The organism is Modestobacter lapidis (genome assembly GCF_054780755.1).
On sequence record NZ_BAAGVS010000001.1, the window covers coordinates 439,745 to 462,970 of the forward strand.

24 protein-coding genes are annotated in these 23,226 nt (G+C 74.6%); 13 read left to right on the forward strand and 11 right to left on the reverse strand.

From position 1 onward, the window contains the following. The first annotated feature begins 49 nt into the window (after positions 1 to 49). Positions 50 to 670 carry a DUF4333 domain-containing protein gene (locus ACYVG5_RS02020; RefSeq protein WP_222047940.1) on the forward strand — a complete coding sequence of 207 codons (621 nt, stop codon included), beginning with the start codon at positions 50 to 52 and terminating at the stop codon, positions 668 to 670. 13 nt (positions 671 to 683) lie between these two features. Here ACYVG5_RS02020 and ACYVG5_RS02025 read toward each other — a convergent pair whose 3' ends face one another. Next, a complete protein-coding gene (locus ACYVG5_RS02025) occupies positions 684 to 1,601 on the reverse strand; it encodes a 5'-3' exonuclease (protein ID WP_222048244.1) in 918 nt (305 codons plus the stop codon). Between the two features lie 75 nt (positions 1,602 to 1,676). Here ACYVG5_RS02025 and ACYVG5_RS02030 point away from each other — a divergent pair, with 75 nt between their 5' ends. The 4 genes from ACYVG5_RS02030 (at position 1,677) to ACYVG5_RS02045 (ending at position 5,309) form a co-directional block, all read left to right on the forward strand. Then, positions 1,677 to 2,828, forward strand: coding sequence for a M24 family metallopeptidase (locus ACYVG5_RS02030; protein WP_460682920.1), 1,152 nt, complete (start codon positions 1,677 to 1,679; stop codon positions 2,826 to 2,828). Continuing rightward, positions 2,803 to 3,294, forward strand: a complete 492-nt coding sequence (locus ACYVG5_RS02035; RefSeq protein ID WP_222047943.1) for an Lrp/AsnC family transcriptional regulator — start codon at positions 2,803 to 2,805, stop codon at positions 3,292 to 3,294. Before ACYVG5_RS02030 ends, ACYVG5_RS02035 begins: the two co-directional genes overlap by 26 nt. 150 nt (positions 3,295 to 3,444) lie before the next feature. Further along, on the forward strand, positions 3,445 to 4,347 hold the full coding sequence (locus ACYVG5_RS02040) for a hypothetical protein (RefSeq protein WP_246630092.1): 903 nt from the start codon (positions 3,445 to 3,447) through the stop codon (positions 4,345 to 4,347). Further along, positions 4,302 to 5,309 carry an Rv2578c family radical SAM protein gene (locus tag ACYVG5_RS02045; protein ID WP_460682921.1) on the forward strand — a complete coding sequence of 336 codons (1,008 nt, stop codon included), beginning with the start codon at positions 4,302 to 4,304 and terminating at the stop codon, positions 5,307 to 5,309. Before ACYVG5_RS02040 ends, ACYVG5_RS02045 begins: the two co-directional genes overlap by 46 nt. A gap of 4 nt (positions 5,310 to 5,313) precedes the next feature. Here ACYVG5_RS02045 and ACYVG5_RS02050 read toward each other — a convergent pair whose 3' ends face one another. Next, positions 5,314 to 6,159: a hypothetical protein gene (locus ACYVG5_RS02050; RefSeq protein WP_222047949.1), complete on the reverse strand. Its 846-nt coding sequence runs from the start codon at positions 6,157 to 6,159 to the stop codon at positions 5,314 to 5,316. A gap of 202 nt (positions 6,160 to 6,361) precedes the next feature. Here ACYVG5_RS02050 and ACYVG5_RS02055 point away from each other — a divergent pair, with 202 nt between their 5' ends. Next, positions 6,362 to 7,231: a lysophospholipid acyltransferase family protein gene (locus ACYVG5_RS02055; RefSeq protein ID WP_222047951.1), complete on the forward strand. Its 870-nt coding sequence runs from the start codon at positions 6,362 to 6,364 to the stop codon at positions 7,229 to 7,231. Here the strand turns inward: ACYVG5_RS02055 and ACYVG5_RS02060 are convergent. Both ACYVG5_RS02060 and ACYVG5_RS02065 read right to left on the reverse strand, forming a co-directional pair. Further along, entirely contained in the window at positions 7,209 to 8,645 is a 1,437-nt protein-coding gene (locus ACYVG5_RS02060; protein WP_222047953.1) for a lipase maturation factor family protein, read from the reverse strand. The two genes, ACYVG5_RS02055 and ACYVG5_RS02060, sit on opposite strands and share 23 nt — an antisense overlap. A 12-nt stretch (positions 8,646 to 8,657) precedes the next feature. Further along, complete coding sequence (locus tag ACYVG5_RS02065; protein ID WP_222047955.1) at positions 8,658 to 9,167, reverse strand: GNAT family N-acetyltransferase; 510 nt, start codon at positions 9,165 to 9,167, stop codon at positions 8,658 to 8,660. Positions 9,168 to 9,351: 184 nt separating this feature from the next. On the opposite strand from ACYVG5_RS02065, the gene kdd reads away from it, so the two are divergent. The 5 genes from kdd to ACYVG5_RS02090 all read left to right on the forward strand — a co-directional run bounded on the left by kdd (position 9,352) and on the right by ACYVG5_RS02090 (position 15,467). Beyond that, complete coding sequence (kdd, locus tag ACYVG5_RS02070; RefSeq protein ID WP_222047957.1) at positions 9,352 to 10,386, forward strand: L-erythro-3,5-diaminohexanoate dehydrogenase; 1,035 nt, start codon at positions 9,352 to 9,354, stop codon at positions 10,384 to 10,386. Next, positions 10,383 to 11,906: an amidohydrolase gene (locus ACYVG5_RS02075; protein ID WP_222047959.1), complete on the forward strand. Its 1,524-nt coding sequence runs from the start codon at positions 10,383 to 10,385 to the stop codon at positions 11,904 to 11,906. Before kdd ends, ACYVG5_RS02075 begins: the two co-directional genes overlap by 4 nt. A 482-nt stretch (positions 11,907 to 12,388) precedes the next feature. Next, the gene (gene lnt, locus ACYVG5_RS02080) at positions 12,389 to 14,044 is read left to right on the forward strand and encodes an apolipoprotein N-acyltransferase (RefSeq protein WP_460682922.1); all 1,656 of its coding nucleotides are present in this window, start codon (positions 12,389 to 12,391) and stop codon (positions 14,042 to 14,044) included. Beyond that, positions 14,041 to 14,811 carry a polyprenol monophosphomannose synthase gene (locus tag ACYVG5_RS02085; protein WP_222047961.1) on the forward strand — a complete coding sequence of 257 codons (771 nt, stop codon included), beginning with the start codon at positions 14,041 to 14,043 and terminating at the stop codon, positions 14,809 to 14,811. Before lnt ends, ACYVG5_RS02085 begins: the two co-directional genes overlap by 4 nt. A 77-nt stretch (positions 14,812 to 14,888) precedes the next feature. Beyond that, positions 14,889 to 15,467, forward strand: a complete 579-nt coding sequence (locus ACYVG5_RS02090) for an FxsA family protein (protein WP_222047963.1) — start codon at positions 14,889 to 14,891, stop codon at positions 15,465 to 15,467. 123 nt (positions 15,468 to 15,590) lie between these two features. Here the strand turns inward: ACYVG5_RS02090 and ACYVG5_RS02095 are convergent, their stop codons facing one another. From ACYVG5_RS02095 to ACYVG5_RS02115, 5 genes are all read right to left on the reverse strand, one after another. Further along, entirely contained in the window at positions 15,591 to 15,935 is a 345-nt protein-coding gene (locus ACYVG5_RS02095; protein ID WP_222047965.1) for an RNA polymerase-binding protein RbpA, read from the reverse strand. Positions 15,936 to 16,140: 205 nt separating this feature from the next. Beyond that, complete coding sequence (locus tag ACYVG5_RS02100) at positions 16,141 to 16,899, reverse strand: thymidine kinase (protein WP_460682923.1); 759 nt, start codon at positions 16,897 to 16,899, stop codon at positions 16,141 to 16,143. Further along, positions 16,896 to 18,278, reverse strand: coding sequence for an MFS transporter (locus tag ACYVG5_RS02105; RefSeq protein WP_222047967.1), 1,383 nt, complete (start codon positions 18,276 to 18,278; stop codon positions 16,896 to 16,898). Before ACYVG5_RS02105 ends, ACYVG5_RS02100 begins: the two co-directional genes overlap by 4 nt. Then, on the reverse strand, positions 18,275 to 19,168 hold the full coding sequence (locus tag ACYVG5_RS02110; RefSeq protein ID WP_222047969.1) for a lysophospholipid acyltransferase family protein: 894 nt from the start codon (positions 19,166 to 19,168) through the stop codon (positions 18,275 to 18,277). Before ACYVG5_RS02110 ends, ACYVG5_RS02105 begins: the two co-directional genes overlap by 4 nt. Then, complete coding sequence (locus ACYVG5_RS02115) at positions 19,165 to 19,941, reverse strand: glycerophosphodiester phosphodiesterase (RefSeq protein WP_222047971.1); 777 nt, start codon at positions 19,939 to 19,941, stop codon at positions 19,165 to 19,167. The genes ACYVG5_RS02110 and ACYVG5_RS02115 overlap by 4 nt, the downstream gene beginning before the upstream one ends. 216 nt (positions 19,942 to 20,157) lie before the next feature. Here ACYVG5_RS02115 and ACYVG5_RS02120 point away from each other — a divergent pair, with 216 nt between their 5' ends. After that, positions 20,158 to 20,466 (forward strand): hypothetical protein, encoded by a 309-nt coding sequence (locus ACYVG5_RS02120; protein ID WP_222048252.1) that lies wholly within the window; start codon positions 20,158 to 20,160, stop codon positions 20,464 to 20,466. A gap of 86 nt (positions 20,467 to 20,552) precedes the next feature. Here the strand turns inward: ACYVG5_RS02120 and ACYVG5_RS02125 are convergent, their stop codons facing one another. Together ACYVG5_RS02125 and ACYVG5_RS02130 are read right to left on the reverse strand one after the other, a co-directional pair. After that, the gene (locus tag ACYVG5_RS02125) at positions 20,553 to 20,825 is read right to left on the reverse strand and encodes a hypothetical protein (protein WP_222047973.1); all 273 of its coding nucleotides are present in this window, start codon (positions 20,823 to 20,825) and stop codon (positions 20,553 to 20,555) included. A gap of 144 nt (positions 20,826 to 20,969) precedes the next feature. Then, a complete protein-coding gene (locus ACYVG5_RS02130) occupies positions 20,970 to 21,884 on the reverse strand; it encodes a DMT family transporter (protein ID WP_222047975.1) in 915 nt (304 codons plus the stop codon). 178 nt (positions 21,885 to 22,062) lie between these two features. On the opposite strand from ACYVG5_RS02130, the gene ACYVG5_RS02135 reads away from it, so the two are divergent. After that, complete coding sequence (locus ACYVG5_RS02135; RefSeq protein WP_222047977.1) at positions 22,063 to 23,220, forward strand: glucose 1-dehydrogenase; 1,158 nt, start codon at positions 22,063 to 22,065, stop codon at positions 23,218 to 23,220. Positions 23,221 to 23,226 lie beyond the last annotated feature (6 nt).

Consider the following 23,226-nt stretch of genomic DNA (forward strand, 5'->3'; position numbering starts at 1 on the left):
CCGGTCCGCGGCGGCCGGGCCGGCAGCCAGGCGCGAGCAGGGAGCGACGATGACCCATCCGCCCTACGGCGACGACGAGCGGGACGGCGAGCGCGGCGGGCACGCCCAGCCGGCTCCGCCGTGGGGCGGGCAGCAGCCGGCGCGGTCCCAGGGGACGCCGTCGACCGGGCAGTTCGGTCACGGCCAGCCACCGTTCGGCCCACCCCGGCCCGGGCCGCCGCCGTACGGGTACCCCGCGTCCGGGCAGTCGCCGTACGGGCAGTCGCCGTACGGGCAGTCGGCGTACGGACCACCGCCGTACGGGCAGCCCGCGTCCGGGCCACCGCCGTACGGCCAGCCAGGCTGGGAGCAGCTGCCCCCGCCGGGCCGGTCCCGGCGCCCGCTGCTGCTGCTCCTCGGCCTGCTCGCCGTCGTGGTGGCCGTCGGGGCGGTGCTGCTGCTCACCGCGCTGCAGTCCACCGCGCTGGACCCGACGGCGGTGCAGCGCGACGTGGCCGAGCAGTTCGAGCAGCGGGAGGGGGTCGCGGTGGAGCTGCAGTGCGGCGACGACATGACCGTCGAGGCCGGCCGCGACTACCGATGCTCGGGAACCACGGCCGACGGCGAGCCCGTCACCATCACGATCACCGTCACCGACGAGCAGGCGAACTACACCTGGGGCGAAGGCTGAGCGGGCCCGTGGGTCAGCCCAGGACGTCCGCCGGCCAGCCCAGCACCGCGCCCAGCCGCCGCACCGAGTTCTCCAGCCCGTACCCGGCGGCCAGCCCGGCCAGCACGTCCGGGTCGGCAGGACGCGCTGGCAGCACGCCGTCCACCGGGGGCAGGTCGATGTCGGTGACCACGGCGACGACCCGTGGCGCGGCCGCCAGGTAGTCGGTGGCGGCGTGCAGCTTCTTCAGCACCGCGGCGGTCAGCGGGGCCTTCGGCACGACGGCACGGGCCGCCGCCTCCTGGATGCCGGCCAGCGAACCGAACGCGTTGATCAGTGCGGCGGCGGTCTTCGCGCCGACCCCGGCGACGCCGGGCAGGCCGTCGCTGGGGTCGCCGCGCAGCACGGCGAAGTCGGCGTAGGACCGGCCGGGGATGCCGTACCTGGCGGCCACGCTCGCCTCGTCGACGTAGTCGAGGTCGGTGATGCCGCGCGCGGTGTAGAGGATCCGTACGCCGCGGGCGTCGTCCACCAGCTGGAACAGGTCCCGGTCGCCGGTCACGACGTCGACCGCACCGCGGGCGCGGGTGGCCAGCGTCCCGATCACGTCGTCCGCCTCGTAGCCCGGTGCGCCGACCCTGGCCAGGCCCGCCGCGGCCAGCACCTCGACCAGCACCGGCACCTGGGGCCCCAGCTCGTCGGGCACCTCCTCGCCGCCTTCGGGAGCCACCCGGTGCGCCTTGTAGGACGGCAGCGCCGCGACCCGGAAGGCCGGCCGCCAGTCGTCGTCCCAGCAGGCGACCAGCCGCTCCGGCCGGTGCGCGGCGACGAGGCGGGCGGTCATGTCCAGGAAGCCGCGGACGGCGTTGACCGGCCGGCCATCGGGGGAGGTGACGCTGGTGGGCACCCCGTAGAAGGCGCGGAAGTACAGGCTCGCCGCGTCCAGCAGCATGGTCGTCACGACCGCGACGGTAACGGCCCGGTGGCGGCGGTCGGAGCTGTCGTCCCCGCTGGCTAGTCTGCCGAGGTGGTCGCTGCTGCCCCAACCCCGTCCTCCCTCCTGGTGTCCGTCGACCGGGTGCACGCCGCCCGGGCGGTCGCCGGTGAGCTCGGCGTCGACCTGCTGGTCGTGACGCCCGGGTCCGACCTGCGCTACCTCTGCGGGTACTCCGCCCACGCGATGGAGCGGCTCACCGCGCTGGCCGTTCCACGCCGCGGCGAGCCGTTCCTGGTGGTCCCGCGGCTGGAGGCGCCGATGGTCGAGGCCTCCCCGGCGGGCGGCCTGGGTCTGGAGGTGTTGGCCTGGGACGAGACCGACGACCCGTTCGCCCGCCTCGCCGAGGCGGCCGTTGCCCGGCTGGGCACCCCTCCCGCCCGCGTGGCGGTGGGCGCCCGCACCTGGGCCGAGCACGCGCTGGGCGTGCAGCGTGCCATCCCCGGTGCGGCGCTGGAGCTGGCGAGCCCGGTCATCGACCGGCTGCGGATGGTCAAGACACCGGCCGAGATCGAGGAGCTCGCGCTGGCCGGTGCGGCGATCGACCGGGTGCACGCGGCGATGGGGGAGTGGCTGCGGGTGGGGCGCACCGAGACCGAGGTCGGCGCCGACATCGCGGCGGCGATCCTGGCCGAGGGGCACGTGGGCGTCGACTTCACCATCGTCGGCTCCGGGCCCAACGGCGCCAGCCCGCACCACGAGCTGTCCGACCGGGTGGTGCAGGCCGGCGACCTCGTCGTCGTCGACATCGGCGGCGAGACCGCCACCGGTTACCGCTCCGACTGCACCCGCACCTACGTCGTGGGCGGCGCGGCCGGCCCGCAGGTCACCGAGTGGTACGCCGTGCTCCAGGGCGCCCAGGGGGCGGCCACGGCCGCGGTGCGGCCGGGGGTGACCTGCGAGCAGGTCGACGCCGTCGCCCGCGACGTCATCACCGCGGCGGGCTGGGGGGAGCACTTCATCCACCGCACCGGGCACGGCATCGGCCTGGACACCCACGAGGCGCCCTACGTCGTCGCCGGCAACGACCTGCCGCTCGAGCCGGGCATGGCCTTCTCCGTCGAGCCAGGCATCTACCTGGCCGGTCGCTGCGGCGCCCGGATCGAGGACATCGTGGTCTGCACCGACGACGGCGTCCGCGTCCTCAACGAGGGTCCCCGTGGGCTCGTCGAACTCCCCGGCTGAGCCGGCGGGCGGGGGTACGCCGCCATCGGCGCCCGACGTCGACCGGACACTGCTGAGCGCACTGGCCCGGGACGGTCGGGCCAGCTACACCGACCTCGCCGAGCGGGTCGGCCTGTCGGTGTCGGCGGTGCACCAGCGGGTCCGCCGGCTGGAGCAACGCGGCCTGATCACCGGGTACTCGGCCAAGGTCGATGCCAGGGCCGTCGGCCTGCCGCTGACCGCCTTCGTGTCGATCACGCCGATCGACGTCTCCCAGGCCGACGACGCCCCCGCCCGGCTCGCCCACCTGCCGGCCATCGAGGCCTGTCACTCGGTGGCCGGCGTCGAGAGCTACGTGCTCAAGGTCCGGGTGGCCTCACCCGACGCGCTGGAGGCGCTGCTGGGCGAGATCCGCCGGGTCGCCGACGTGACCACCCGCACGACCGTGGTGCTGTCCACGTTCTACGAGGACCGCCCGCCGGTCTGAGGAAGGTGGAAGGACCCCGCTGCCTCCCACGCTTCGCAGGCTCAGCGCGGGCCCCTGCAGCAGGGCCTGACCCCACCACTCGCGAGCTCGCGGTGGGACCCTGCGAGGGGGCCACTGGACTCCTGCTCGAACGTGTGTTCGGATGAGGGCATGCGGTGGGGCGCGCAGCGGCTGGACTTCGAGGAGCCGTCGACGCTGCCCGGGGTGCCCGATGTCCGCGGGCTGCTGCGCAGCGTGCAGGTGCCCGAGTTCCCCGGCCTGACCCTGCACGAGGTGCGCTGCAAGAGCGCGCTGAACGCCGTCCCGAAGAGCTCGGCGATGCCGTTCGGCCACACGATCAACACGTTCCGGGGCTGCAGTCATACGTGCGTGTATTGCGTAGGAGGAGACACCAACGTCCTGACGGCGGATGGCCGTCAGGTGTGGATCGCCGACCTGCGCGTCGGCGACCGGATCATCGGCACCGAGAGACGGGGCAGATACCGGTACTACGTCGAGACCGAGGTGCTGGCGCACTGGTCAACGGTCAAACCGGCGCACCGTTTGCGGCTGGCCGACGGCACCGCGATCGTGGCCAGCGGCGACCACCGCTTCCTGACCGGCCGTGGGTGGAAGCACGTGATGGGAACGGGCTCCGGGGCCGGGCAGCGCCCGCACCTGACGCTGCACGACGAGCTGCTGGGGTTCGGCCGCTCCTCGTCCACGCCGGCGGCCTGCGCCGACTACCGCCGCGGCTACCTGACGGGCATGGTGCGCGGTGATGGTCACCTGGCGACCTACCGGTACGCCCGGGCCGGCCGGGCGCACGGCGATGTGCACCGGCGATGGAGGACCGGCGCCGGGCGAACGGCCTCGCCACGGTCCGGCTGCGCGGCGGGCTGGTCGAGCACCTCCGCTTCATCCACCTGGTCGACCCGGCGATCCGCCGGAAGTGTGGAGTGCAGGGAACCGCCATCAAGTCCTCGGCGGACCTCCGCGTCACTGCGGTCGAGGACATCGGGACCGAGATGCCCATGTTCGACATCGCCACCGGTACCGGCGACTTCATCGTGAACGGCGTGGTCAGCCACAACTGCTTCGCCCGGGGCACGCACGAGTGGCTGGAGCTCGACAGCGGCGCCGAATTCGACCAGCAGATCGTGGTCAAGACCAACCTCGTCGAGGTGCTGCGCCGCGAGCTGGGCCGTCCGTCCTGGAAGCGCGAGCACGTCGCGCCGGGCACCAACACCGACCCGTACCAGCGGGCCGAGGGTAGGTACCGGCTGATGCCCGGGGTCATCGACGCGCTGGCCCGGTCGGGCACGCGGTTCTCCATCCTCACCAAGGGCACGCTGGCCCGCCGCGATCTGCCCCTGCTGACCGCGGCGGCCCTGGACGTGCCGATCGGCATGGGCGTCTCGATGGCCATCGGGGACGACGGCCTGCACGCCGCGCTGGACCCCGGCGCCCCCACCCCCCGCGCCCGGCTGGAGCTGGTCCGCGCCATCACCGACGCCGGGCTGCCCTGCGGGGTGTTCCTCGCCCCGGTGCTGCCCGGGCTGACCGACCGCCTCGACCACCTGGAGGCGGCGATCGACGCGATCGCCGAGGCCGGCGCCACCGGGGTCACCGTGCTGGCGCTGCACCTGCGCCCCGGCGCCCGCGAGTGGTTCACCAGCTGGCTGGTCCGCGAGCACCCTGCGCTGGTCAGCCGGTACCGGGCGCTCTACGGGCGCGACGCGTACGTGCCGGCCGAGCACCGCAGCTGGCTGGCCCGCCGGGTCGCCCCGATCCTGGCCCGGCACGGGCTGGACCGGCAACGGGGCGGTACCGCCCGGGGCATGACCGGGAGCAGTGCAGCCGGGAGCAGTGCAGCCGGGAGCAGTGCAGCCGGGAACGGCCAGGTCGCGGCAGGGGCGGCGACCGGGCTGCCCGGGGGCGAATCGGCCGGCCTCCCGCCGGGCAGCCTGCCCGGCATCCGTCCGGCCCCGGCCGGCTCACGAGCCTGCTCGGCCGAGCAGCTCACCCTCTGCTGAGCGGTCAACCCGCCAGCCTGGCCGCGCGGCTGACGCTGCGCAGCGCCCGGGTGGCCCCCCGGGCGGCGACCGGGGCGGCGCCGCCGGCCAACGCCAGCCGGCGGTAGGAGTCGTAGGAGAGGGCGAGGTACCCGGCGGCCACCGCCTCGGCGGAGCTCCGCCGGCGCTCCGGGGTGGTGGCCCTGAGGTTCAGCGCCGTCCGGACGGCATGCTTGGCGAAGGTCACCTGCAGCGCCTGCGGGGACAGTTGCCCGCCGACATGGGAGGCAAGTCCGGGGCCCCGGCGCAACGCGGGCAGCACCCAGGGGCTGGCGGCCAGGGCCGGGAACCTGTTGCGCAGCGACTCCCAGGCATGCCACGCGGTCAGCGCACCGGGCACCTGCCACTCGCCGTCGTCGGTGCTGACGACCAGCCGGCGGGTGGTGGCCCGGACCTGGTCGCGGCGCAGATCGCGGAACTGGGCGATCGGCGCCGGCCAGCTCAGCGCGATGGCGCACCAGCACACGGCGCGCAGGTGCTCGGCCTCCCCGCCGCGGACCTGGATCAGCGGCCGCAGGTCGAGCGTCGGCGGATCCGGTTCGGGGGTCGGCGGGAGGGGCAGGTCGAGCCCGCCGTACCGGGCGACCTTGCTGTAGAGCGTCACCGTCGCGGGCTTCCAGCCGCGGGCAGCGGCGAGCGGGTCGAGCCCTGTCTCGGCCAGCTGGTCGGGGCCCAGATCCTGCTCGAGGGCCGCCTCGACCAGCCGGCGCCACTGGTCCTCGTAGTGCTCCGGCGGGCTCAGCCGGCGCCAGGCACGGGCGGGGGGCGGAGCCGGCATATCGGGCAGCGGCGGCTGCCACTCACCTCGCATGATCCAACTCTACCGTTATCCCCAACAAAAGTCTCGACTGATTTTTGTGAACACCTACCACCGTCGCCCACCGAGAGGAGCACGGTGCGGCAGTAAAAGGGCCGAGCGCTCCCCGGCGAGCGGTCCGGGACACCGACGTCCCGGTGGGCGGGTGCACGAGGAGGCCGCTCCCACCCGGGTGCGGCCCGTTATGGTCCCGACCATGTACACCGCGAGCTGGCACGACGTCGTGCGCCGCAACCTCTTCGGGCCGCACCCCGACCGGCGGGACCGGCCCTACCGGCTGGTCATCCGGGTGGCGCTCGTCGTCTTCCGGCTGTTCGGCTTCCGGTTCGACGTCCGCGGCTCCGAGCACGTGCCGACCACCGGTGGCGCTGTCCTGTGCAGCAACCACGTCAGCTACCTCGACTTCACCTTCCTCGGTCTGGGCGCGCTGCCCCAGCACCGGTTGGTGCGGTTCATGGCCAAGGCATCGGTATTCCACCACTGGTTCTCCGGGCCCTTCATGCGCGCCATGCAGCACATCCCGGTCGACCGCAAGGCGGGGACGGCGGCGTTCGAGGCCGCGGTGCGGGCGCTGCAGGACGGGCACGTCATCGGCGTCTTCCCCGAGGCGACCATCAGCAGCTCGTTCACCCTCAAGGACCTCAAGGCCGGCGCCGCCCGGATGGCCGTGGACTCCGGTGTGCCGATCCTGCCCGCCGCGGTCTGGGGCGGGCAGCGGATCGCCACCAAGCGCCGCAAGATCGTGCTGCGCCGAGGGGTGGCGATCACCGTGATCATCGGCGAACCGCTCGTCCCGGAGCCGGGGGAGAAGGTGCAGGCCCTGCTGCGGCGCACGAAGGCCGCGATCGAGGAGCTCGTGGTCGAGGCCCAGCGCACCTACCCCGACCAGCCCGCCGGTCCCGACGACCGCTGGTGGATCCCGGCGCACCTGGGTGGCACTGCACCGACCCTGGAGGAGGCCGCCGTGATCGATCTCAGGCACGCCGACGGCCACAAGGTCCACGTGCCGCGGCCGCATCCGGCCCGGCGGCTCGCCGCGCTGGTCAGCCGGCGCCGCGGCCGCTGAGCGTCAGCGGGCCGACCAGCACCCCGAGCGGCTCGCGGTGCCACCAGGCGCCCGACTCCCGCCGCTCGGCCCAGGTGGTGAACCGGTAGCGGTACCGCACCGCCCGTACCGCGGCCGGCGGCGTCGTCCCGAACGGTGCCGACCGCAGCAGACCCAGCGTCGCCGGGTCGGCGGCCAGCAGCTCGTGCAGCAACGGCACGAGCCACCCCCGGCCGTAGCCGGGGTCGATCCCGACGAACCACATCAGCCAGTCCAGCCGCAGGTGGTACGGCGCCACCTGCGGCGGACGGCGGCGCGGATCGCCGGGCTTGCCGCGGAACTCGTACTCGCGCCAGACCGTGCCCGGGCCGGGGGCCGGGTCGTCGGTGGCCTCGAGGACGACCTCGTAGCGGACGCGGGTGACCGACCCGAACGCCCCGTAGCTGTTGACCAGCCGCAGCGGGTCATGGGTGGTGTTCATCCGCTGCCGGGGCGACAGCAGGTTGCGCACCGGCGCCCAGCTCAGCACCGCGACCACGCCGGTGAGGACGATGGTCAGCGCGGTGAACCAGGTGGGGGAGTCGAGGTCGGCCGGCGGATCGACGGGCAGGACGGCGGCGTACCAGCGGCCGTCGATCACCGAGAGCGCGATGACCAGCGTCAGCAGGTTCAGCCAGGCGAAGTTGCCGCTGACGATCAGGTACCCCTGGGCGACCACCATCACGAGTGCGGCGATGCTCGCGACCGGCTGGGGTGCCAGCAGGCCGAAGACGACGACCAGCTGGGTGGCGTGGTTGGCCAGCGTCTCCGCCTTGTGCAGCCGCGGAGGGAGCCGGTGGAACCACCAGCTGGCCGGGTTGGGCAGCGGCTGGGTCTCGTGGTGGTACGCCAGGCAGGTGAGGTCCCGCCAGCACCGGTCGCCCCGCATCTTGATCAGCCCGGCGCCGAACTCCAGCCGGAACAGCAGCCAGCGCAGCAGCCACAGCACCAGCAGCGGCGGCGCGACCGACGCCGGGCCGAGGAAGACCGCGAGAAACCCGGCCTCCACCAGCAGCGTCTCCCAGCCGAAGCCGTACCAGACCTGACCCACGTTGACGATGGAGAGGTACAGGGCCCAGAGCACCAGCCACAGCGCCATCCAGCCCGGCAGCGGCAGCCGATCGGCCACCCCGAGCAGCGCGGCGGCCGACAGCGCGATGCCGGCCCAGCAGCAGCCGGCGAAGAAGCGATCCGACCAGTGCAGGTGGAACACGCTGGGAGAGCGGCGGAACGTCGTCCGGGTCAGGTACCGCGGCACCGGGGTGAGCCCGTCGGTGCCGATCAGCGGCCGGAACTGCCGCAGCGCGGCCACGAAGGCGATGAGGTAGACCAGCGCCACGCCGCGGGTGAACACCAGCCGGCTCAGCCAGGCGCCCGGATCCGCTGCCCAGTCCATCCCCGCCTCCGCTCACTCCGGCGCGACCAGCCGGAACGCCTCCAGCTCGACGTCGTACCAGCGCCGCAGCCGGCCCAGCGGCGTCATGCCCAACCGGCGGCAGACCGCCATGGAGGGGTCGTTGCCCGGCCGGACGACGGCGTAGACCTCGGGCAACCCGCCGTCGAAGGCGCGGTCGACCACCGTCCGCGCGGCCTCGGTGGCGTAGCCGTGCCCCCAACTGTCCGGGTGCAGATGCCACCCCACCTCGACCTCGCCGACGCCGTTGGGCAGCGGCTTGAGCAGCACGGTGCCCGCCGGTGCTCCGCCGTCCACGGGGTCGACGGCCCAGCAGCCGTGCAGCGGGTCCAGCTCGTGCACCCGCTGCCAGCGCTCGACCAGCTCCCGGACCGGCACGCTCGGCGGGCCGCCCAGCCAGCGGACGACCTCCGGACGGCCGTAGAGGTCCGTGAGCCGGGCGAGGTCACCGGGCTCCGTCGTCCACGCCCGGAGCCGCAGCCGGGCAGTGCACAGCACCTCCATCGGGGAGGGCTACCGCCGCCCGTCCACCGGGAAACCCGGCACCGCCCTCCGCACCGTGTCGCCGCCGTCCGCCCCCCACGGCGCGAGGACGGCGACCACAGGGTGCGGCCGGTCGTCCTCAGCCGGCCGGACGTCGCGCACCGATAGGTTCTCGCGCCATGGGGGCCGAGGGGAGGAGAAGCCGGTGAGCTGCACCGCACTGGAGCACAGCCTGGGGGTGCACCGGGTGCTCGAGCCGCCGGGCGTGCTGCCCCAGGCTGCCCTGCGCCTGGACGCCGACCCCGCGCTGGGCCCCGACGAGGTCCGCATCGCGGTGTCCCGGCTCGACCTGGACGCGGTCTCCTTCCGGCAGCTGTCCGTGGCGCACGGTGGGGACGGCGACCGGGTGCGCGCCGCGGTGCTGGAGATCGTCGAGCGACGCGGGAAGCTGCACGACCCGGTCACCGGCTCCGGCGGGATGCTGATCGGCGTGGTCGACGAGGTGGGCCCCGACTCGCCCCTCGGGCTGCAGCCGGGGCAGTCCGTCGCCACCCTGGTCCCGCTCACCCTGACCCCGCTGCGGATCACCGACGGCCTGGCCGGCTGGGACGGCCGCAGCGAGCGGGTGCCGGCCAGCGGGACGGCGATCCTCTTCGCCCGCTCGATCGCCGCGGTGCTGCCCGACGACCTGCCGCGGGAGGTGGTGCTCGCGGTGCTCGACGTCTGCGGCGCGCCGGCCACCACCGAGCGGGTGGTGGCCCGCTCCGGTCACCGCCCGTCGGTCGCCGTCCTCGGGGCCGCCGGCAAGTCCGGGTGCCTCAGCCTCGCCGCGGCGCGGGACGCCCGGGCCGGGCACCTGGTCGGCGTCGTCCGGGACGAGCGGGAGGCCGCCGCGCTGCGGGCCGCCGGGCTCGCCGATGAGGTCGTCATCGCCGACGCCACCGACCCGCTGGCCGTGGCGGCCGCGGTGGACCGGTGCGTCGACGTCACCGTGGTCTGCGTCGATGTGCCCGGCGCCGAGCACGGGGCGGTGCTGACCACGGCCGACGGCGGCACCGTGGTCTTCTTCTCCATGGCCACCTCCTTCTCGGCGGCGGCCCTGGGCGCGGAGGGGATGGCAGCAGACGTGACCATGCTCGTCGGCAACGGCTACACACCGGGGCACGCCGCCCTGGCCCTGGACCTGTACCGGCGGACGCCGGGTGTCCGGGCGCTCATCGACCCGCGGGTCCGCCCATGACCCGGGAGGGCCTGCTGGTCGCCGACGTCACGATCGGCGACACCCCGGGCCGCGCCGTCCACCTGGTCGACGGGGCGATCGGCTGGCTCGGCCCGGCCGCGGACGCGCCGCCCGCCGCCCGCACGGTGTCCGGCGAGGGGGCGCTGCTGACCCCGGCCTTCGTCGACGCCCACGTGCACGCCACCGCCACCGGGCTGGCGCTCACCGGCCTGGACCTGCACGGCACCGACAGCCTGCGGGCCGCGGTCGGCCGGATCGCCGCGCACGCCGCGGCCGCCCCCACCGGGACGGTGCTGGGCACCGGCTGGGACGAGACCGACTGGCCCGAGGGCCGCGGTCTGACCCGGGCCGACCTGGACGCCGTGCTGGGCGCCCGACCGGCCTACCTGGCGCGGGTCGACGTGCACTCCGCCACCGTGTCCACCGCCCTGCTGGACCGGGTGCCGGGGATCACCGCCCTGCCCGGCTACGCCCCGGACGGGCGGCTGCGCCTGGACGCCCACCACGCCGCCCGGCAGGCCGCCTACGGGTCGGTCCACCCCGACCAGCGCCGGTCCGCCCAGCGGGCGACGCTGCGGGCCGCCGCCGCGCTGGGCATCGGCAGCGTGCACGAGATGGCCGGCCCCGAGGTGTCCAGCGCCGAGGACCTCGCCGGGCTGCTGGAGCTGGCCGGCGCGGAGCCCGGGCCGGCGGTGGTCGGCTACTGGGGCGAGCTGTCCGAACGCGGTGGGCTGGACGTCGTGCGCGAGCTCGGCGTGGCCGGGGCCGGCGGCGACCTGTTCTGCGACGGTGCCTTCGGCTCGCACACCGCCGCGCTGAGCGCCCCCTACGCCGACCGGCCGGAGACCGCCGGCGCCCTGCGCTTCGACACCGGCTCGCTGGTCGAGCACCTGCGTGCCTGCACCGCGGCGGGGGTGCAGGCCGGCTTCCACTGCATCGGCGACGCCGCGGTGGCGCAGGTGCTCACCGCCGTCGGCGCCGTCGTCGACGAGCTCGGCCGGAACGCCGTGCGCGCCTGCCGGCACCGGCTCGAGCATGTGGAGATGGTCGACGAGGACGCCATCGAGCGGATGCGCCGGTGGGGAATGGTCGCCAGCGTCCAACCGGCCTTCGACGCCGCCTGGGGTGGGGACGCCGGCATGTACGCCGAGCGGCTCGGTGCCGACCGGGCGGCCGGCTGCAACCCGCTGGCCGACCTGGTCGATGCCGGGGTGGCCGTGGCGCTGGGCAGCGACGCCCCGGTGACCCCGCTCGACCCATGGGGCGGCGTGCACGCCGCCGTCGACCACCGGACCCCGGGTGCGGGGCTACGCCCCTTCGATGCCTTCGACGCGGCCACCCACGGCGGCTGGCACGCCGTTCGGGCCGAGCATCCCGACGGCCCGCTCGCCGTCGGCGCCTGGGCGCACCTGGCGCTCTGGGCGACCGAGCGACCGCTGTCCGCCGTCCTCGCTGCCCGGGCGCGGCCCGCCTGCCGGCAGCTGCTCGTCGCCGGCCAGTTGATCGGAGCCGCACGATGACGACCCGGCTCCGGGCTTCCTGTACCGAAGCCCGGGGCTTTCGGTACAGGAAGCGCCCGGACGACGGCCGTCAAGGGCTCGCTCGGTAACGATCTGGTCACAGGTCGCACCGAAGCCCTCCGGTGCTTGGTGCGTCGACCAGCGCTCTCTATGGTCGGTCCGCGTCACACCCGGGACATCCGGCGTGTCGTGCCTCTCCGGCACAGCCACACGTGGGGCCCCGCGCCACCAGACAACGGTGGACCGGCCGCAGCCAGCGACCGTCCCACCGGCCCGAAGGCGCGGGGTGCCCCGCGGGTGGCTCGCCCGGGCGAGCGCCCCCGTACGTGCCCGGCGACGGACGCCTCCGTCGCCCCACCGGGACGCCTGCGCGGGATGGGATGCTGGGCGGGGTCGTCGCGACGCAGCGGCGGCCCGGCCCCGTCCGACCGGTGCGGGGCCACCTGAGGTGGACCCGGGAACGCCGGGCGGTGGGAGGGACGGTGCCGGCAGTGGCGGCGACCGGCACGATGCAGCTCGGGACGCCGGCTGAGAACGGGCCGGCCGCCGCGGACGACGCCGTCCGCCGCCGGTGGTCCCCGCCCTGGCGTACCGCGCTCGCGGCGGCCGGTGGCCTGGCGCTCTTCCTCTCCTTCCCCGGACACGACCTGGGCTTCCTGGCCGTGCTGGGCCCCGCCGCGCTGGCGCTGGCCACCCGCGGCCAGCGGGTCCGCAGCGGCGTGTGGCTGGGCCTGGTCCTCGGGCTGGTCTTCCTGGTACCGCTGCTGTCCTGGACCGGCATCTACGTGGGTGCCTTCCCCTGGCTGGCGCTCGCCGTCTTCGAGTCGCTGTACCTGGCGCTGCTCGGCGGCGCCCTGGCGCTGACCTCGCGGCTGCCCGGCTGGCCGGTGTGGGCCGCCGCGCTGTGGGTGGCCGACGAGGCGCTGCGCGGGCGCTTCCCGATGGGCGGCTTCCCCTGGGGCCGGCTGGGGTTCAGCCAGGCCGACGGCCCGTTCACCGCGCTGGCCGCGTACGGCGGGGTGCCGCTGGTGAGCTTCGCCGTCGCGCTCACCGGATCCGCCCTCGCCGCGGCGGCGGTGGCGCTGCACCGCGCCCGCCGGGCTCCCCGCGGAACCGGACGGCGGCGCGGAGCGCGGGCGGCGGCGCTGGCCCTCGCCGGCGCGGTGGCCGTGCCGCTGGTGGGGGTGGTCGCCGAGCTGCCGCTGGCCGGCGGCTCGCTGACCGCCGGGGGCCCGACCCGCACCGTCGCCGTGATCCAGGGCAACGTGCCCCGCGCGGGTCTCGACTTCAACGCCCAGCGCCGCGCGGTGCTGGACAACCACGTGAGCCGGACCGTCGAGCTGGCCGACGACGTCCGGGCCGGTACCGCCGCCCGGCCCGACCTGGTGATCTGGCCGGAGAACAGCTCCGACATCGACCCCTACCGCAACGCCGACGCCGCCGCCGCGATCAGCCGCGGCGCGCAGGCCATCGGGGCGCCGATCCTGGTCGGTGCGGTCGTCGACGGGCCGGGGGAGAAGCTGTCGAACACCGGCATCGTCTGGGACCCGGTCACCGGGCCCGGCGCCACGTACGTGAAGCGCCACCCCGTCCCGCTGGCCGAGTACGTGCCGGCCCGGTCGTTCTTCCGCTTCTTCAGCGAGAAGGTGGACCTGGTGCGCCGTGACTTCGTCGCGGGGGAGGGCAGCGGGGTGCTCGACATCGGTGGCGCCCGGATCGGCGACGTCATCTGCTTCGAGGTCGCCTACGACTCCCTGGTCGCCGACACGGTCGCCGATGGCGCCGGCATGATCGTCGTGCAGACCAACAACGCCACGTTCGGGTACACCGACGAGAGCGCCCAGCAGCTGGCCATGGGCCGGTTGCGCGCCGTCGAGCACGGCCGCACGGTGGTGGTGGCCGCCACCAGCGGGATCAGCGCGATCGTCGCCCCCGACGGGTCGGTCGTCCGCCGGTCGGAGCTGTTCACCCCCGACGTGTTCGTCGAGGAGATCGCCCAGCGGGAGCAGCGCACGGTGGCCTCGCGGCTGGGCGGCGGCCCCGAGTGGCTGCTGACCGCCCTGGCGGTGGGCGCGGTGATCGCCGTCGTCGTCCCGGCGGCGGCCCGCCGCCGCTCCGGCCGCGGAGCGGCCGCATGACACCGGAGGTCGGCGCGGGTCATGTCCTGGTCGTCATCCCGACCTACGACGAGGTGGGGAGCCTGGGCGGGGTGCTGGACCGGCTGCACGCCGCGGTCCCGTCGGCGCACGCACTGGTGGTGGACGACGCGTCGCCCGACGGCACCGGTGAGCTGGCCGACGCCCGCGCCGCCGGCGACGAGCGGGTGCACGTGCTGCACCGGGCGGGCAAGGCCGGCCTCGGGTCGGCCTACGTCGCCGGGTTCGGCTGGGCGGCCGAGCGCGGGTACCACGTGGTCGTCGAGATGGACGCCGACGGCTCGCACCCCCCGGAGCGGCTGCCGGCGCTGCTGGCCGCCCTGGCCGACGCCGACCTGGTGCTGGGCTCGCGCTACGTGCCCGGCGGGCAGGTGCAGGACTGGCCGGCCTACCGGCTGGCGCTGTCCCGGTTCGGCAACCTGTACACCCGGTGGCTGCTCCGGCTGCCGCTGCAGGACGCCACCGGCGGGTACCGGGTCGCCCGGGCCGACCTGCTGGCCCGGTTGCCCTTCGACGAGGTCGCCAGCCAGGGGTACTGCTTCCAGGTCGACTGGGCCTGGCGGGCCGTCCGGGCCGGTGCCCGGGTGGCCGAGGTGCCGATCACGTTCACCGAACGTGCCGTCGGGCGGAGCAAGATGAGCGGTTCGATCGTTGGAGAGGCACTGGCCCGGGTCACCTGGTGGGGCGTGCGCGACCGGCTGGCCGACTGGCTGCCCGGGCGAGTCCCGCGGGTGGTGCCGGAACAGTGACCGTGCCCAGCGGTGGCTCAGGGCGCTCCGGTAGGCGGAGCGCCGGTCACCGAGCACGGCACAGCTGAGGAGGAGACATGGCGACAGTCCATCCACCGGCCGGGTACCCGACCCGGCGGCCGGCGTCGCAGCGGCTGCGGGCGGCGATCGGGCTGGGCGTGCTGGCCGAGGTCGCCGTCTTCGCCTTGGTGGCCAGCCAGCTCGGCGTGGGGTGGACGATCCTGCTCGCCCTCGCCACCAGCGCGCTCGGGGCGGTCCTGCTGGCCCGCCAGGGCACGAAGGCGCTGGCCGAGCTGCGTGACCGGGCCCAGACCCGCCAGCACCCCGGCCGGGCCCTCGGCGACGCCGGGCTCGTCGCACTGGGTGGCGTGCTGATGGTGTTGCCGGGGTTCCTGGGTGATCTGCTGGGGTTGCTCTGCCTGCTGCCGTTCACCCGGGCGCTGCCGCGGGCGCTGATCGCCCGTGGGCTGTTGCGCCGGTTGCCCGACCAGCTCCGTGGGCCGGTCCGGGTCCGGTCGACCCGCACGGCGACCGTCGACCCCGGGGGCCCCGCCGGTCCGACCGGGCCCGCGGGTCCGACGGAGCCCCCGGGTCCGGCGGGTCAGCGTCCGGCCGGTCCGCCCCGGGTCATCGAGGGCGACATCGTCGGCCACTGACGGCCGCGGACAGCACACGGCCCTGGCAGGGGAGTCCCCACCAGGGCCGTGTGCGTTCGGTACGGCCTGCCTCCAGGGGCCCGCCGCGAGCCTGCGAGCGGTGGGGAGGAGGCAGGTCCTTTCTCAGCTGGCGCGGGTCCGCCGGCCGCGGAGCACCTCGAGACGCTCGGCGAGAACCTCTTCGAGGTCATCGACCGAGCGGCGCTCCAGGAGCATGTCCCAGTGGGTGCGCGGCGGCTTCACCTTCTTGGGGGCGGGCTCGGTGCCGCCCACCAGCTTGGCGGCCGAGCCGTCGTACTTGCACTCCCAGGTGTCGGGAAGCTCGGCGTCATCAGCGAAGGGCACCGTCACCAGGTGCCCCTGCGGGCACCGGTACTCGGCGTACTGCCGCTCGATGGGCGCGGTGTTGCGCTCGGTCTCGTAGCTCACGCTGCCCAGTCGGCTGCCCCGCAGGGATCGCTCGCCCATGGCACACCGTCCTCTCGTGCTTCGTCGGTGGTCTTGGCTACCCGGGCAGCCGTGTGCTCATGCCACACGGCCAGGGGAAGTCATGGGGAGTAACGACAGAACTCCTGGAGAGATTCCGCGTTATCAGTTCCCCATCATCTCATGGGGTGGTATTGCACCGTCGACCACCCCTGTGCGGAGGGGGTCGTCCCCGCCCGGGGTGAGATCATGGGAGGGCCAGCTGTCCCGGTCCGGTGGGGGTCGGCCCGAGTTGGCCGCGGGCGTGGTGGCGTCGGCAGAGCACCTGGTAGCGCACCGGAGCACCGTCGTCCGCGCCGGCGCCGGGCTCGGCCGGACCGGTGTCGGCGACGACCACCGTGGCACCCTCCCGGACCATCGCGTTCCCGGCCACCCGCGCGTTGAGGAGGCCGGGCAGGCCACACCAGCACAGCACCTCGACCTGCACCCGTTGCACGTCGTCGGCGAGCTCGAACAGCCGTGCGGTGCCCTCGAACAGGCGGGTGCGGAAGTCGGTGGTCAGCCCGAATGCGTAGACGTCGACATGCGACTCGTCGACGAGCTCGGCCAGCTGCCCGACCTGGTCGCGGGTGAGGAACTGCGCCTCGTCGACGATCAGGTAGTCGACCCGGTGGCCGGCGGCCCAGCGGTCCCGCACGAGCAGGCGGACGTCGATGTGCCCGGTGAGTTCGACGGCGTCCTGGCGCAGGCCGACCCGTGAGCTGATCTGCGGGTTCCCCGAACGGTCGCCCTGGGTCAGCAGCAGGCCGTGCCGGCCCTGCCGGCTCTGGTTGTGGTCGACCTGCAGCGCCAGGGTGGACTTCCCGCAGTCCATCGGGCCGTGGAAGAACACCAGGTGCGCCGGCGCCGGGTGCCGGCGGCGGTCGCCGGCCACCGGAACGGCATCCGGGCCGAACGCGGTCTCCGGGAGGAGAGCGGTGGTGTCGGTGCTGGGCAGGGAGGTCACAGGCGCTCCGGTGGGACGTTGCCGGCCTCAACGATCGCCTTCCGCATGTCCAGCGTGGCGAGCAGCACGAAACCGGCGATGAAGAAGAAGACCAGGCTGAAGATGGCGTAGCGGTAGGAGTCGGTGAGCTGGTAGGTCAGGGCGAACAGGAAGGGGCCCAGCCAGCTGGTGCCGCGGTCGCTGATCTCGTAGAACCCGAAGTACTCTGCCTCCTTGCCGGGTGGGATCAGCTGGCTGAACAGCGACCGGGACAACGCCTGGGTGCCGCCGAGCACGAACCCGATGACGACGGCCAGCAGGTAGAACTGCGTCGCCGCGCCGGGTGTGAGGAAGTAGGCGGCCACCAGGACTCCGGTCCAGACCACCAGCGCGCCGAGCACGGTGCGCTTGGCCCCGACGGTGGCAGCGACCCGGCCGAGGGCCACGGCCCCGAAGAAGGCGACCACCTGGACGAGCAGGATCGTGGAGACCAGCGTGGTCTGGGAGAGCTCGAGCTCCTCGGCGCCGTACTGGGCGGAGACGCCGATGATCGTCTGGACGCCGTCGTTGAACAGCAGGTAGGCAGCCAGGAACCACAGCGTGAGCCGGTAGCGGCGCAGGTCGCGCAGGGTGGCGCCGAGCTGGCGGAACCCGCCGACGAGGGCGCCGCTGCCCGGCGCGGCGACCACCGCGGACTCCCGAGGCCGACGGTTGCGCAGCAGCGAGACGCTGACGACGGTGAACCCCGCCCACCAGATGCCCGCCGAGGCCAGGCAGATCCGCACCGCCTCGCCCTCGGTGATCCCCAGCGACCCGTGCTGGGTGAACAGCACCAGGTTGGCGGCCAGCAGCAGCGCGCCGCCGAGGTAGCCGAAGGCCCAGCCGCGGCTGGACACGGCGTCCCGCTCGTCCGGGCCGGCGAGGTCGGGCAGCCACGAGTAGTAGACGACGGTGGCCGCGCCGAAGCACAGGTTGGCGACGACGAAGAGCCCGGCGCCCAACAGGTAGCGCTCGCCGGCGACGAAGAACAGCGCCATCGTGCACAGCGACCCGAGGAAGGCGAAGCCGGCCAGCAACTGACGCTTGCGCCCGCTCCGGTCGGCGATCGCGCCGGTCAGCGGCAGCACGAACACCTGCAGCACCACCGACAGGGAGAGCACGTACCCGAAGAAGCTGCCCGGCGGGATGCTGATCCCCAGCGGATGGATGCGGTCCGCCCGGTCGGCGGCCGCCTCCGCGATGGAGGTCAGGTACGGGGCCAGGAAGACGGTCGTCACCGAGGTGTTGAAGACCGACATCGCCCAGTCGTAGGAGTACCAACCGCGGCGCTCGCGGCGCAGCGCCCGGTCCGGCGGCGGCGCCGGGAAGCGGACCGGCGCGGGGTTTCCGGGCTCGCTCACGGGATGTCCGTCGGCACGACGCCGCCGGGGTACGCCGCGACGCCGGTCGTGGGGCGCGTGGCGTCGAGGTAGGCCATCCGGTCCCGCGGCTCCCCGGCCCGCAGCGGTGCCAGGCCACGGGTGATCGCCGCGGCGATGCGGGCCCGGGCCCGGTGGGCGTCGCCGACCCGGCCCACCCGCAGGTCCTCGACGTGCACCGGCGGCCCGAGGTGCACCTGCAGGGCCGGCCGGTACCGGAGCGCCCGCAGCGCGGTGCTCAGCTTGCCCCGGTCGTTGGCGTACTGCAGCACCTCGTGGGCGCCCCACTGGCTGACCGGCACCACCGGGACGTCGGCTGCCAGCGCCATCCGGGCCAGGCCGGTGCGACCGCGTTCGGGCCAGCCGTCGGGTGCCAGCCCGACCCGGCCCTCGGGGTAGGCGAGCACGTGCCCACCGGCGTCCAGGGCCACCCGGGCCACCCGCACGGCGTGCGCCGCGAGGTCGGTGCCGCGTACCACCCGGATGACCCCCGCCCGCTCCAGCAGCGGGCCGACCACGGGGGCGGCGACGATGCTGCCGGTGGCCATGAACCGCGGGTACACCCCGGCACGGTGCAGCGCCGCAGCGACGACGAAGGTGTCGAAATCCCCGATGTGGTTGGCCGCCAGCAGCAGCGGCCCGCGCAGCCGCCCCTCCTGGATGCTGCCGGTCACCTGCAGCCGCCCGAAGATGCCGGGCAGGTGCGCGAAGACGCGCAGCGCCAGCCGTCCGAACCACCAGGGTGGTGCCGCGGCGATGGCCAGCTCGCGGGCGAACCAGGCGGGGTCGTCCGCGCCGACCATGCCCGCCAGCTGGGGTGGCAGCGGCGGGGGAGCGGGGTGCCAGTCGCGGACCCGTTGCCGCAGGCTCACGACGCTGTCCATTGGTCCCGGGCCACCAACAGGTCGCGCAGCATCGTCGGCCGGTCGGTCATGATGCCGTCCACGCCGAGGTCCAGCAGGTCGGTGGCCTCCTGCTCGGTGTCGACCGTCCACACGTGCACCTGCAGGCCGCGGGCGTGCGCGGCGGCGAGGAACCGCTCGTCCACCAGCGGCCGGCCACCCAGCTGCAAGGGCACCTGGGCGCACCCGGCCTGGATGCGCACCAACCCCGCGGCCCGCGGCGAGTACGACGACAACCGCAGCGCGGCCACGCCCCGCGGGCCGAGCGAGGTGCAGACGTCCGGGCCGAACAGCCGGCGGGCCGCGGCCAGCCGGGCGTCGGAGAACGATCCCAGGCAGATCCGGTCCTCCACCCCGAGCCGGCGGACGGTGCGCACCAGGGGAGCCAGCACGCCGGCCGCCTTGATGTCGAGGTTGAACCGGACGTCGGGCCACGCGCCGAGCAGGTCGTCCAGCCGCACGACCGGTTCCCGGCCACCGATCAGCGCCCCGCGGACCTCCCGCCACGGCAGGTTCTCGATCCGCCCGGCCCGATCGGTCACCCGGTCCAGCGTCGGGTCGTGGAAGGCCACCAGGGCGCCGTCGGCGGTCACCCGGACGTCGGTCTCCAGGTAGCGGTAGCCCAGTGCGAGGCAGGCCTCGAACGCCGGCATGGTGTTCTCCACGTGATCGATGGCCCCGCCACGGTGCGCCATCGCCAACGGTGTCGGTGCGTCGAGGAAGGCATAGCGCGAGCCCGGCACGCGATCACGTTAATGGCGGGCCGCCGGGCGTCCCCCGGGGGTCCCCGGTGTTCCCGGCAGGCCTCCGGCGGTCCGGTTGGGCGTGTCCGCCGGGGCCGCCGCGCTCTGCCGTCTACGGTCCCTGACGTGGTTGTAGAGACCGGCGCACCGCCCCGTCCCGCGTCCCGGACGCGACGGGCCGACGCCGAGGAACGACGGTGCGGATGGTGCCGCAGCGTGCTGCCGGTCCAGGAGACGGTCGGCCGCCCGCGGCTGTACTGCGGACAGGCGTGCCGGCAGCGCGCCTACGAGCAGCGCTCGGCGACGGCCAAAGCAGGCCTGTCCGACGACGTGGTCCTGGTGACCCGCGCCGAGCTCGACGGTCTGCAGGACCGGCTCTACCAGCTGCGCTGCGCCATCGAGGACGTGCAGACCCTGCTGAGCGAGAAGCCCACCAAGGCCGAGCTGGAACGCTCGCTCGCCGAGCTGGTGCGCTCGACCGGGCGACTGGACCGGCTGTGGCTGTCGGGACGGTCGGCCGGCTGACGCACACCTGACCACGTCGCTTCCGTCACTGTGACGAATCGAGGTGGTCGGACGGGATCCGGCCGGGGAGCGGCCCGCCGGCCGGCTCAGTCGTTGCCGCCGTCGCTCTCGTCCTCGTCGCGCTCGCTGTCGCTGTTGTCGTCCGGGTCGTTGTCGCTGTTGTCGGGCAGGTTGCCCTGCGAGACGTCGCCGGGATCGTTGCCGCCGGTGTTCTCGCTGTCGTCGTCGGTCGTGCCGTCGTTACGGGTGTCGCTGTTCTCCCCGCCGCTCGGGTCGCCGCAGGCGGTCAGCGTGCCGGCGCCGCCGCCGACGAGGGCGAACGCGAGGAACAGGGCGGCCACCGGGCGTCGGGTGTTCATGTCCTGACCCTACGAAGCGATCCCGGCCGCCGCCCGTCGAACGCCCGACAACGCAGTGAATACGTCACGGTGACGAATCCACGGTGTTGTCGGGGGCTCCGGACGGTCGCTCTACCGTCCGCCGATAATCGACATTATGTCAAGTCAGCCGGCGATCGGCGGGATCGCTCCGTGCACCGGCACGTGCTCGATCTCCGCGCGCTTCAGCTCGCTGGCCGCGCTCCGTCTGGCCAGCACCAGCACCCCGACCGTCAAGCCGAGGACGCCGACCACCTGGCCGGTGTGCATCAGGAACCCGGGCGCCAGCTGCTCGCCGTACACCGGGCCGGCCAGCCCGACGGCGACCAGCGGCTCCAGCACGGCCATCACCGGCAGCGCCTCGATGAGCGCGCCGGACTGGTAGGCCCACTGGGCGAAGACGATCGACGTGGCCCCGGCGGCGAGCAGCACGTACGTCGTCCAGGAGGTGAGCCACTCCCCTGCCGGCCGGGTGACGACGTCCTTCACCAGCAGGCCGGTGATGCCGAACCCCAGGCCCGAGGCAACGGCCAGCGCCAGCGCGCGATGGGCGGCGTCGGGCCGGCGGGCCCACAGCGCCGCGGCCGTGGCTACGACCACCAGGCCGGCGAGGCAGGCCAGCAGCGCGGCGGGGCGGGCCTCGGCACGGCCGTGCCGGGGCGCGGCGGAGACCACGAACAGCGCCAGGGCGGCCACCACTGCGCCGGCGGCCAGCCACTGCCGCCGGTCGGGCAGCGGCCGGCCGGGGTGCCGGCGGTCCACCAGCGCGCCCAGTGCCAGGGAGATGACCAGCCCGCCGGAGAGCAACGGCTGGACGATGACGACCGCGCCGTGCCGCAGCGCCGCGGCGTGCAGCATGAAACCGGTGAGCGCCGCGGCCTGCCCGGCCAGCCAGCCGCGATGGCTGACCAGGGCGCGGATCAGCCGGAACACCTTCCCCGTGCCGATGTCCGCGGACGCCGACGTGGCGGCGCGGTGCTGGACGACCGTGGAGACGGCGAACATGCAGGCCGACAGCAACGCCAGGACGACGGCCGTCACCGGCGGCCCGCCCGGGGCACCCCGGGGAGGGCGCCGTGGCGCTGCGGCGGCGGGCTCGTCACCGAGTGATACCAACACATCTCGCGGCTGGACACCCGTCGGGGCCGGCGCGGCGTGCCGGTGCCGAAGCCGGGCCTGCCGGGTTTGCCGCGCCCCCGACCGTTGGTAGGGAGAGGACGTGCTGACGCCGCTGCACGCGTGCACGTCGGCCGGCCTGGCGCGTGCTCCGGACCCCGGGCAGTCGCTGGACCGCACCACGACCGCACCGATGCAGGAGGAAGACGTGAAGGCGCTGACCGTGATTCCCGGGCAGAGCGGCTCCCTCGCCGTGACCGACGTCCCCGAGCCGACACCCGCCGCCGACGAACTGCTGGTGGACGGGCTGGCCGTGGGCATCTGCGGCACCGACCACGAGATCGCCGCCGGGGAGTACGGCTGGGCGCCGCCCGGCCGGGACCGGCTGGTGCTGGGCCACGAGTCACTCGGCCGGGTCCGCGAGGCACCGCCCGGCTCGGCCTTCCAGGCCGGTGACCTGGTCGTCGGCGTGGTCCGCCGGCCGGACCCGGAGCCCTGCGGGGCGTGCGCGCACGGCCACTTCGACATGTGCCGCAACGGCCGGTACACCGAGCGGGGCATCAAGGAACTCGACGGCTTCGCCAGCGAGCGCTGGTGCGTCCAGGCCGACTACGCCGTCCCGCTGGACCGCGGGCTGGCCGACGTGGGCATGCTGCTGGAACCGACGAGCGTCGTCGCGAAGGCCTGGGACGAGATCGAGAGCATCGGTAACCGCTCCTGGTTCGCCCCCGAGCGCGTGCTGGTCACCGGCGCCGGGCCGATCGGGCTGCTGGCCGCGATGCTGGGCCGGCAGCGGGGGCTGGAGGTCCACGTGCTGGACCAGGTGACCACCGGACCCAAACCCGAACTGGTCGACGCGCTGGGCGCCACCTACCACTCCGACGGCTTCGACGCAGCGGTCGAGGGCGGGCATCCCGACGTCATCATCGAGGCGACCGGCGTCCCCTCGCTGGTGCTGGAGGCGATGGCGCGCACCGCCCCCTACGGCATCGTCTGCCTGACCGGCGTGTCCGCTGCCGGGCGCACCCGGGAGCTGGACGCCAGCGGGCTGAACCGCTCGATGGTCCTGGAGAACGACGTGGTGTTCGGGTCGGTGAACGCGAACCTGCACCACTACGCGCTGGCGGCCACCGCCCTGGCGGATGCCGATGGTGACTGGCTGCGATCGCTGGTCACCCGCCGCGTCGGGCTCGAGTCGTTCGCGGAGGCGTTCGAGTTCGCGGACGACGACGTCAAGGTCGTGCTCGCCTTCGGCGGGTGAGCCCCC

Bases quoted from the DNA above. Each gene is read 5' to 3' on its own strand.
- ACYVG5_RS02065 (WP_222047955.1), bottom strand. From the start codon at position 9,167: ATGGAGGTGCTGTGCACTGCCCGGCTGCGGCTCCGGGCGTGGACGACG.
- ACYVG5_RS02050 (WP_222047949.1), bottom strand. From the start codon at position 6,159: ATGCGAGGTGAGTGGCAGCCGCCGCTGCCCGATATGCCGGCTCCGCCC.
- ACYVG5_RS02025 (WP_222048244.1), bottom strand. From the start codon at position 1,601: ATGCTGCTGGACGCGGCGAGCCTGTACTTCCGCGCCTTCTACGGGGTG.
- ACYVG5_RS02125 (WP_222047973.1), bottom strand. From the start codon at position 20,825: ATGAACACCCGACGCCCGGTGGCCGCCCTGTTCCTCGCGTTCGCCCTC.
- ACYVG5_RS02060 (WP_222047953.1), bottom strand. From the start codon at position 8,645: ATGGACTGGGCAGCGGATCCGGGCGCCTGGCTGAGCCGGCTGGTGTTC.
- ACYVG5_RS02090 (WP_222047963.1), top strand. From the start codon at position 14,889: ATGGCGACAGTCCATCCACCGGCCGGGTACCCGACCCGGCGGCCGGCG.
- ACYVG5_RS02095 (WP_222047965.1), bottom strand. From the start codon at position 15,935: ATGGGCGAGCGATCCCTGCGGGGCAGCCGACTGGGCAGCGTGAGCTAC.
- ACYVG5_RS02045 (WP_460682921.1), top strand. From the start codon at position 4,302: ATGCCCATGTTCGACATCGCCACCGGTACCGGCGACTTCATCGTGAAC.
- ACYVG5_RS02020 (WP_222047940.1), top strand. From the start codon at position 50: ATGACCCATCCGCCCTACGGCGACGACGAGCGGGACGGCGAGCGCGGC.
- ACYVG5_RS02055 (WP_222047951.1), top strand. From the start codon at position 6,362: ATGTACACCGCGAGCTGGCACGACGTCGTGCGCCGCAACCTCTTCGGG.
- ACYVG5_RS02040 (WP_246630092.1), top strand. From the start codon at position 3,445: ATGCGGTGGGGCGCGCAGCGGCTGGACTTCGAGGAGCCGTCGACGCTG.
- ACYVG5_RS02075 (WP_222047959.1), top strand. From the start codon at position 10,383: ATGACCCGGGAGGGCCTGCTGGTCGCCGACGTCACGATCGGCGACACC.
- ACYVG5_RS02085 (WP_222047961.1), top strand. From the start codon at position 14,041: ATGACACCGGAGGTCGGCGCGGGTCATGTCCTGGTCGTCATCCCGACC.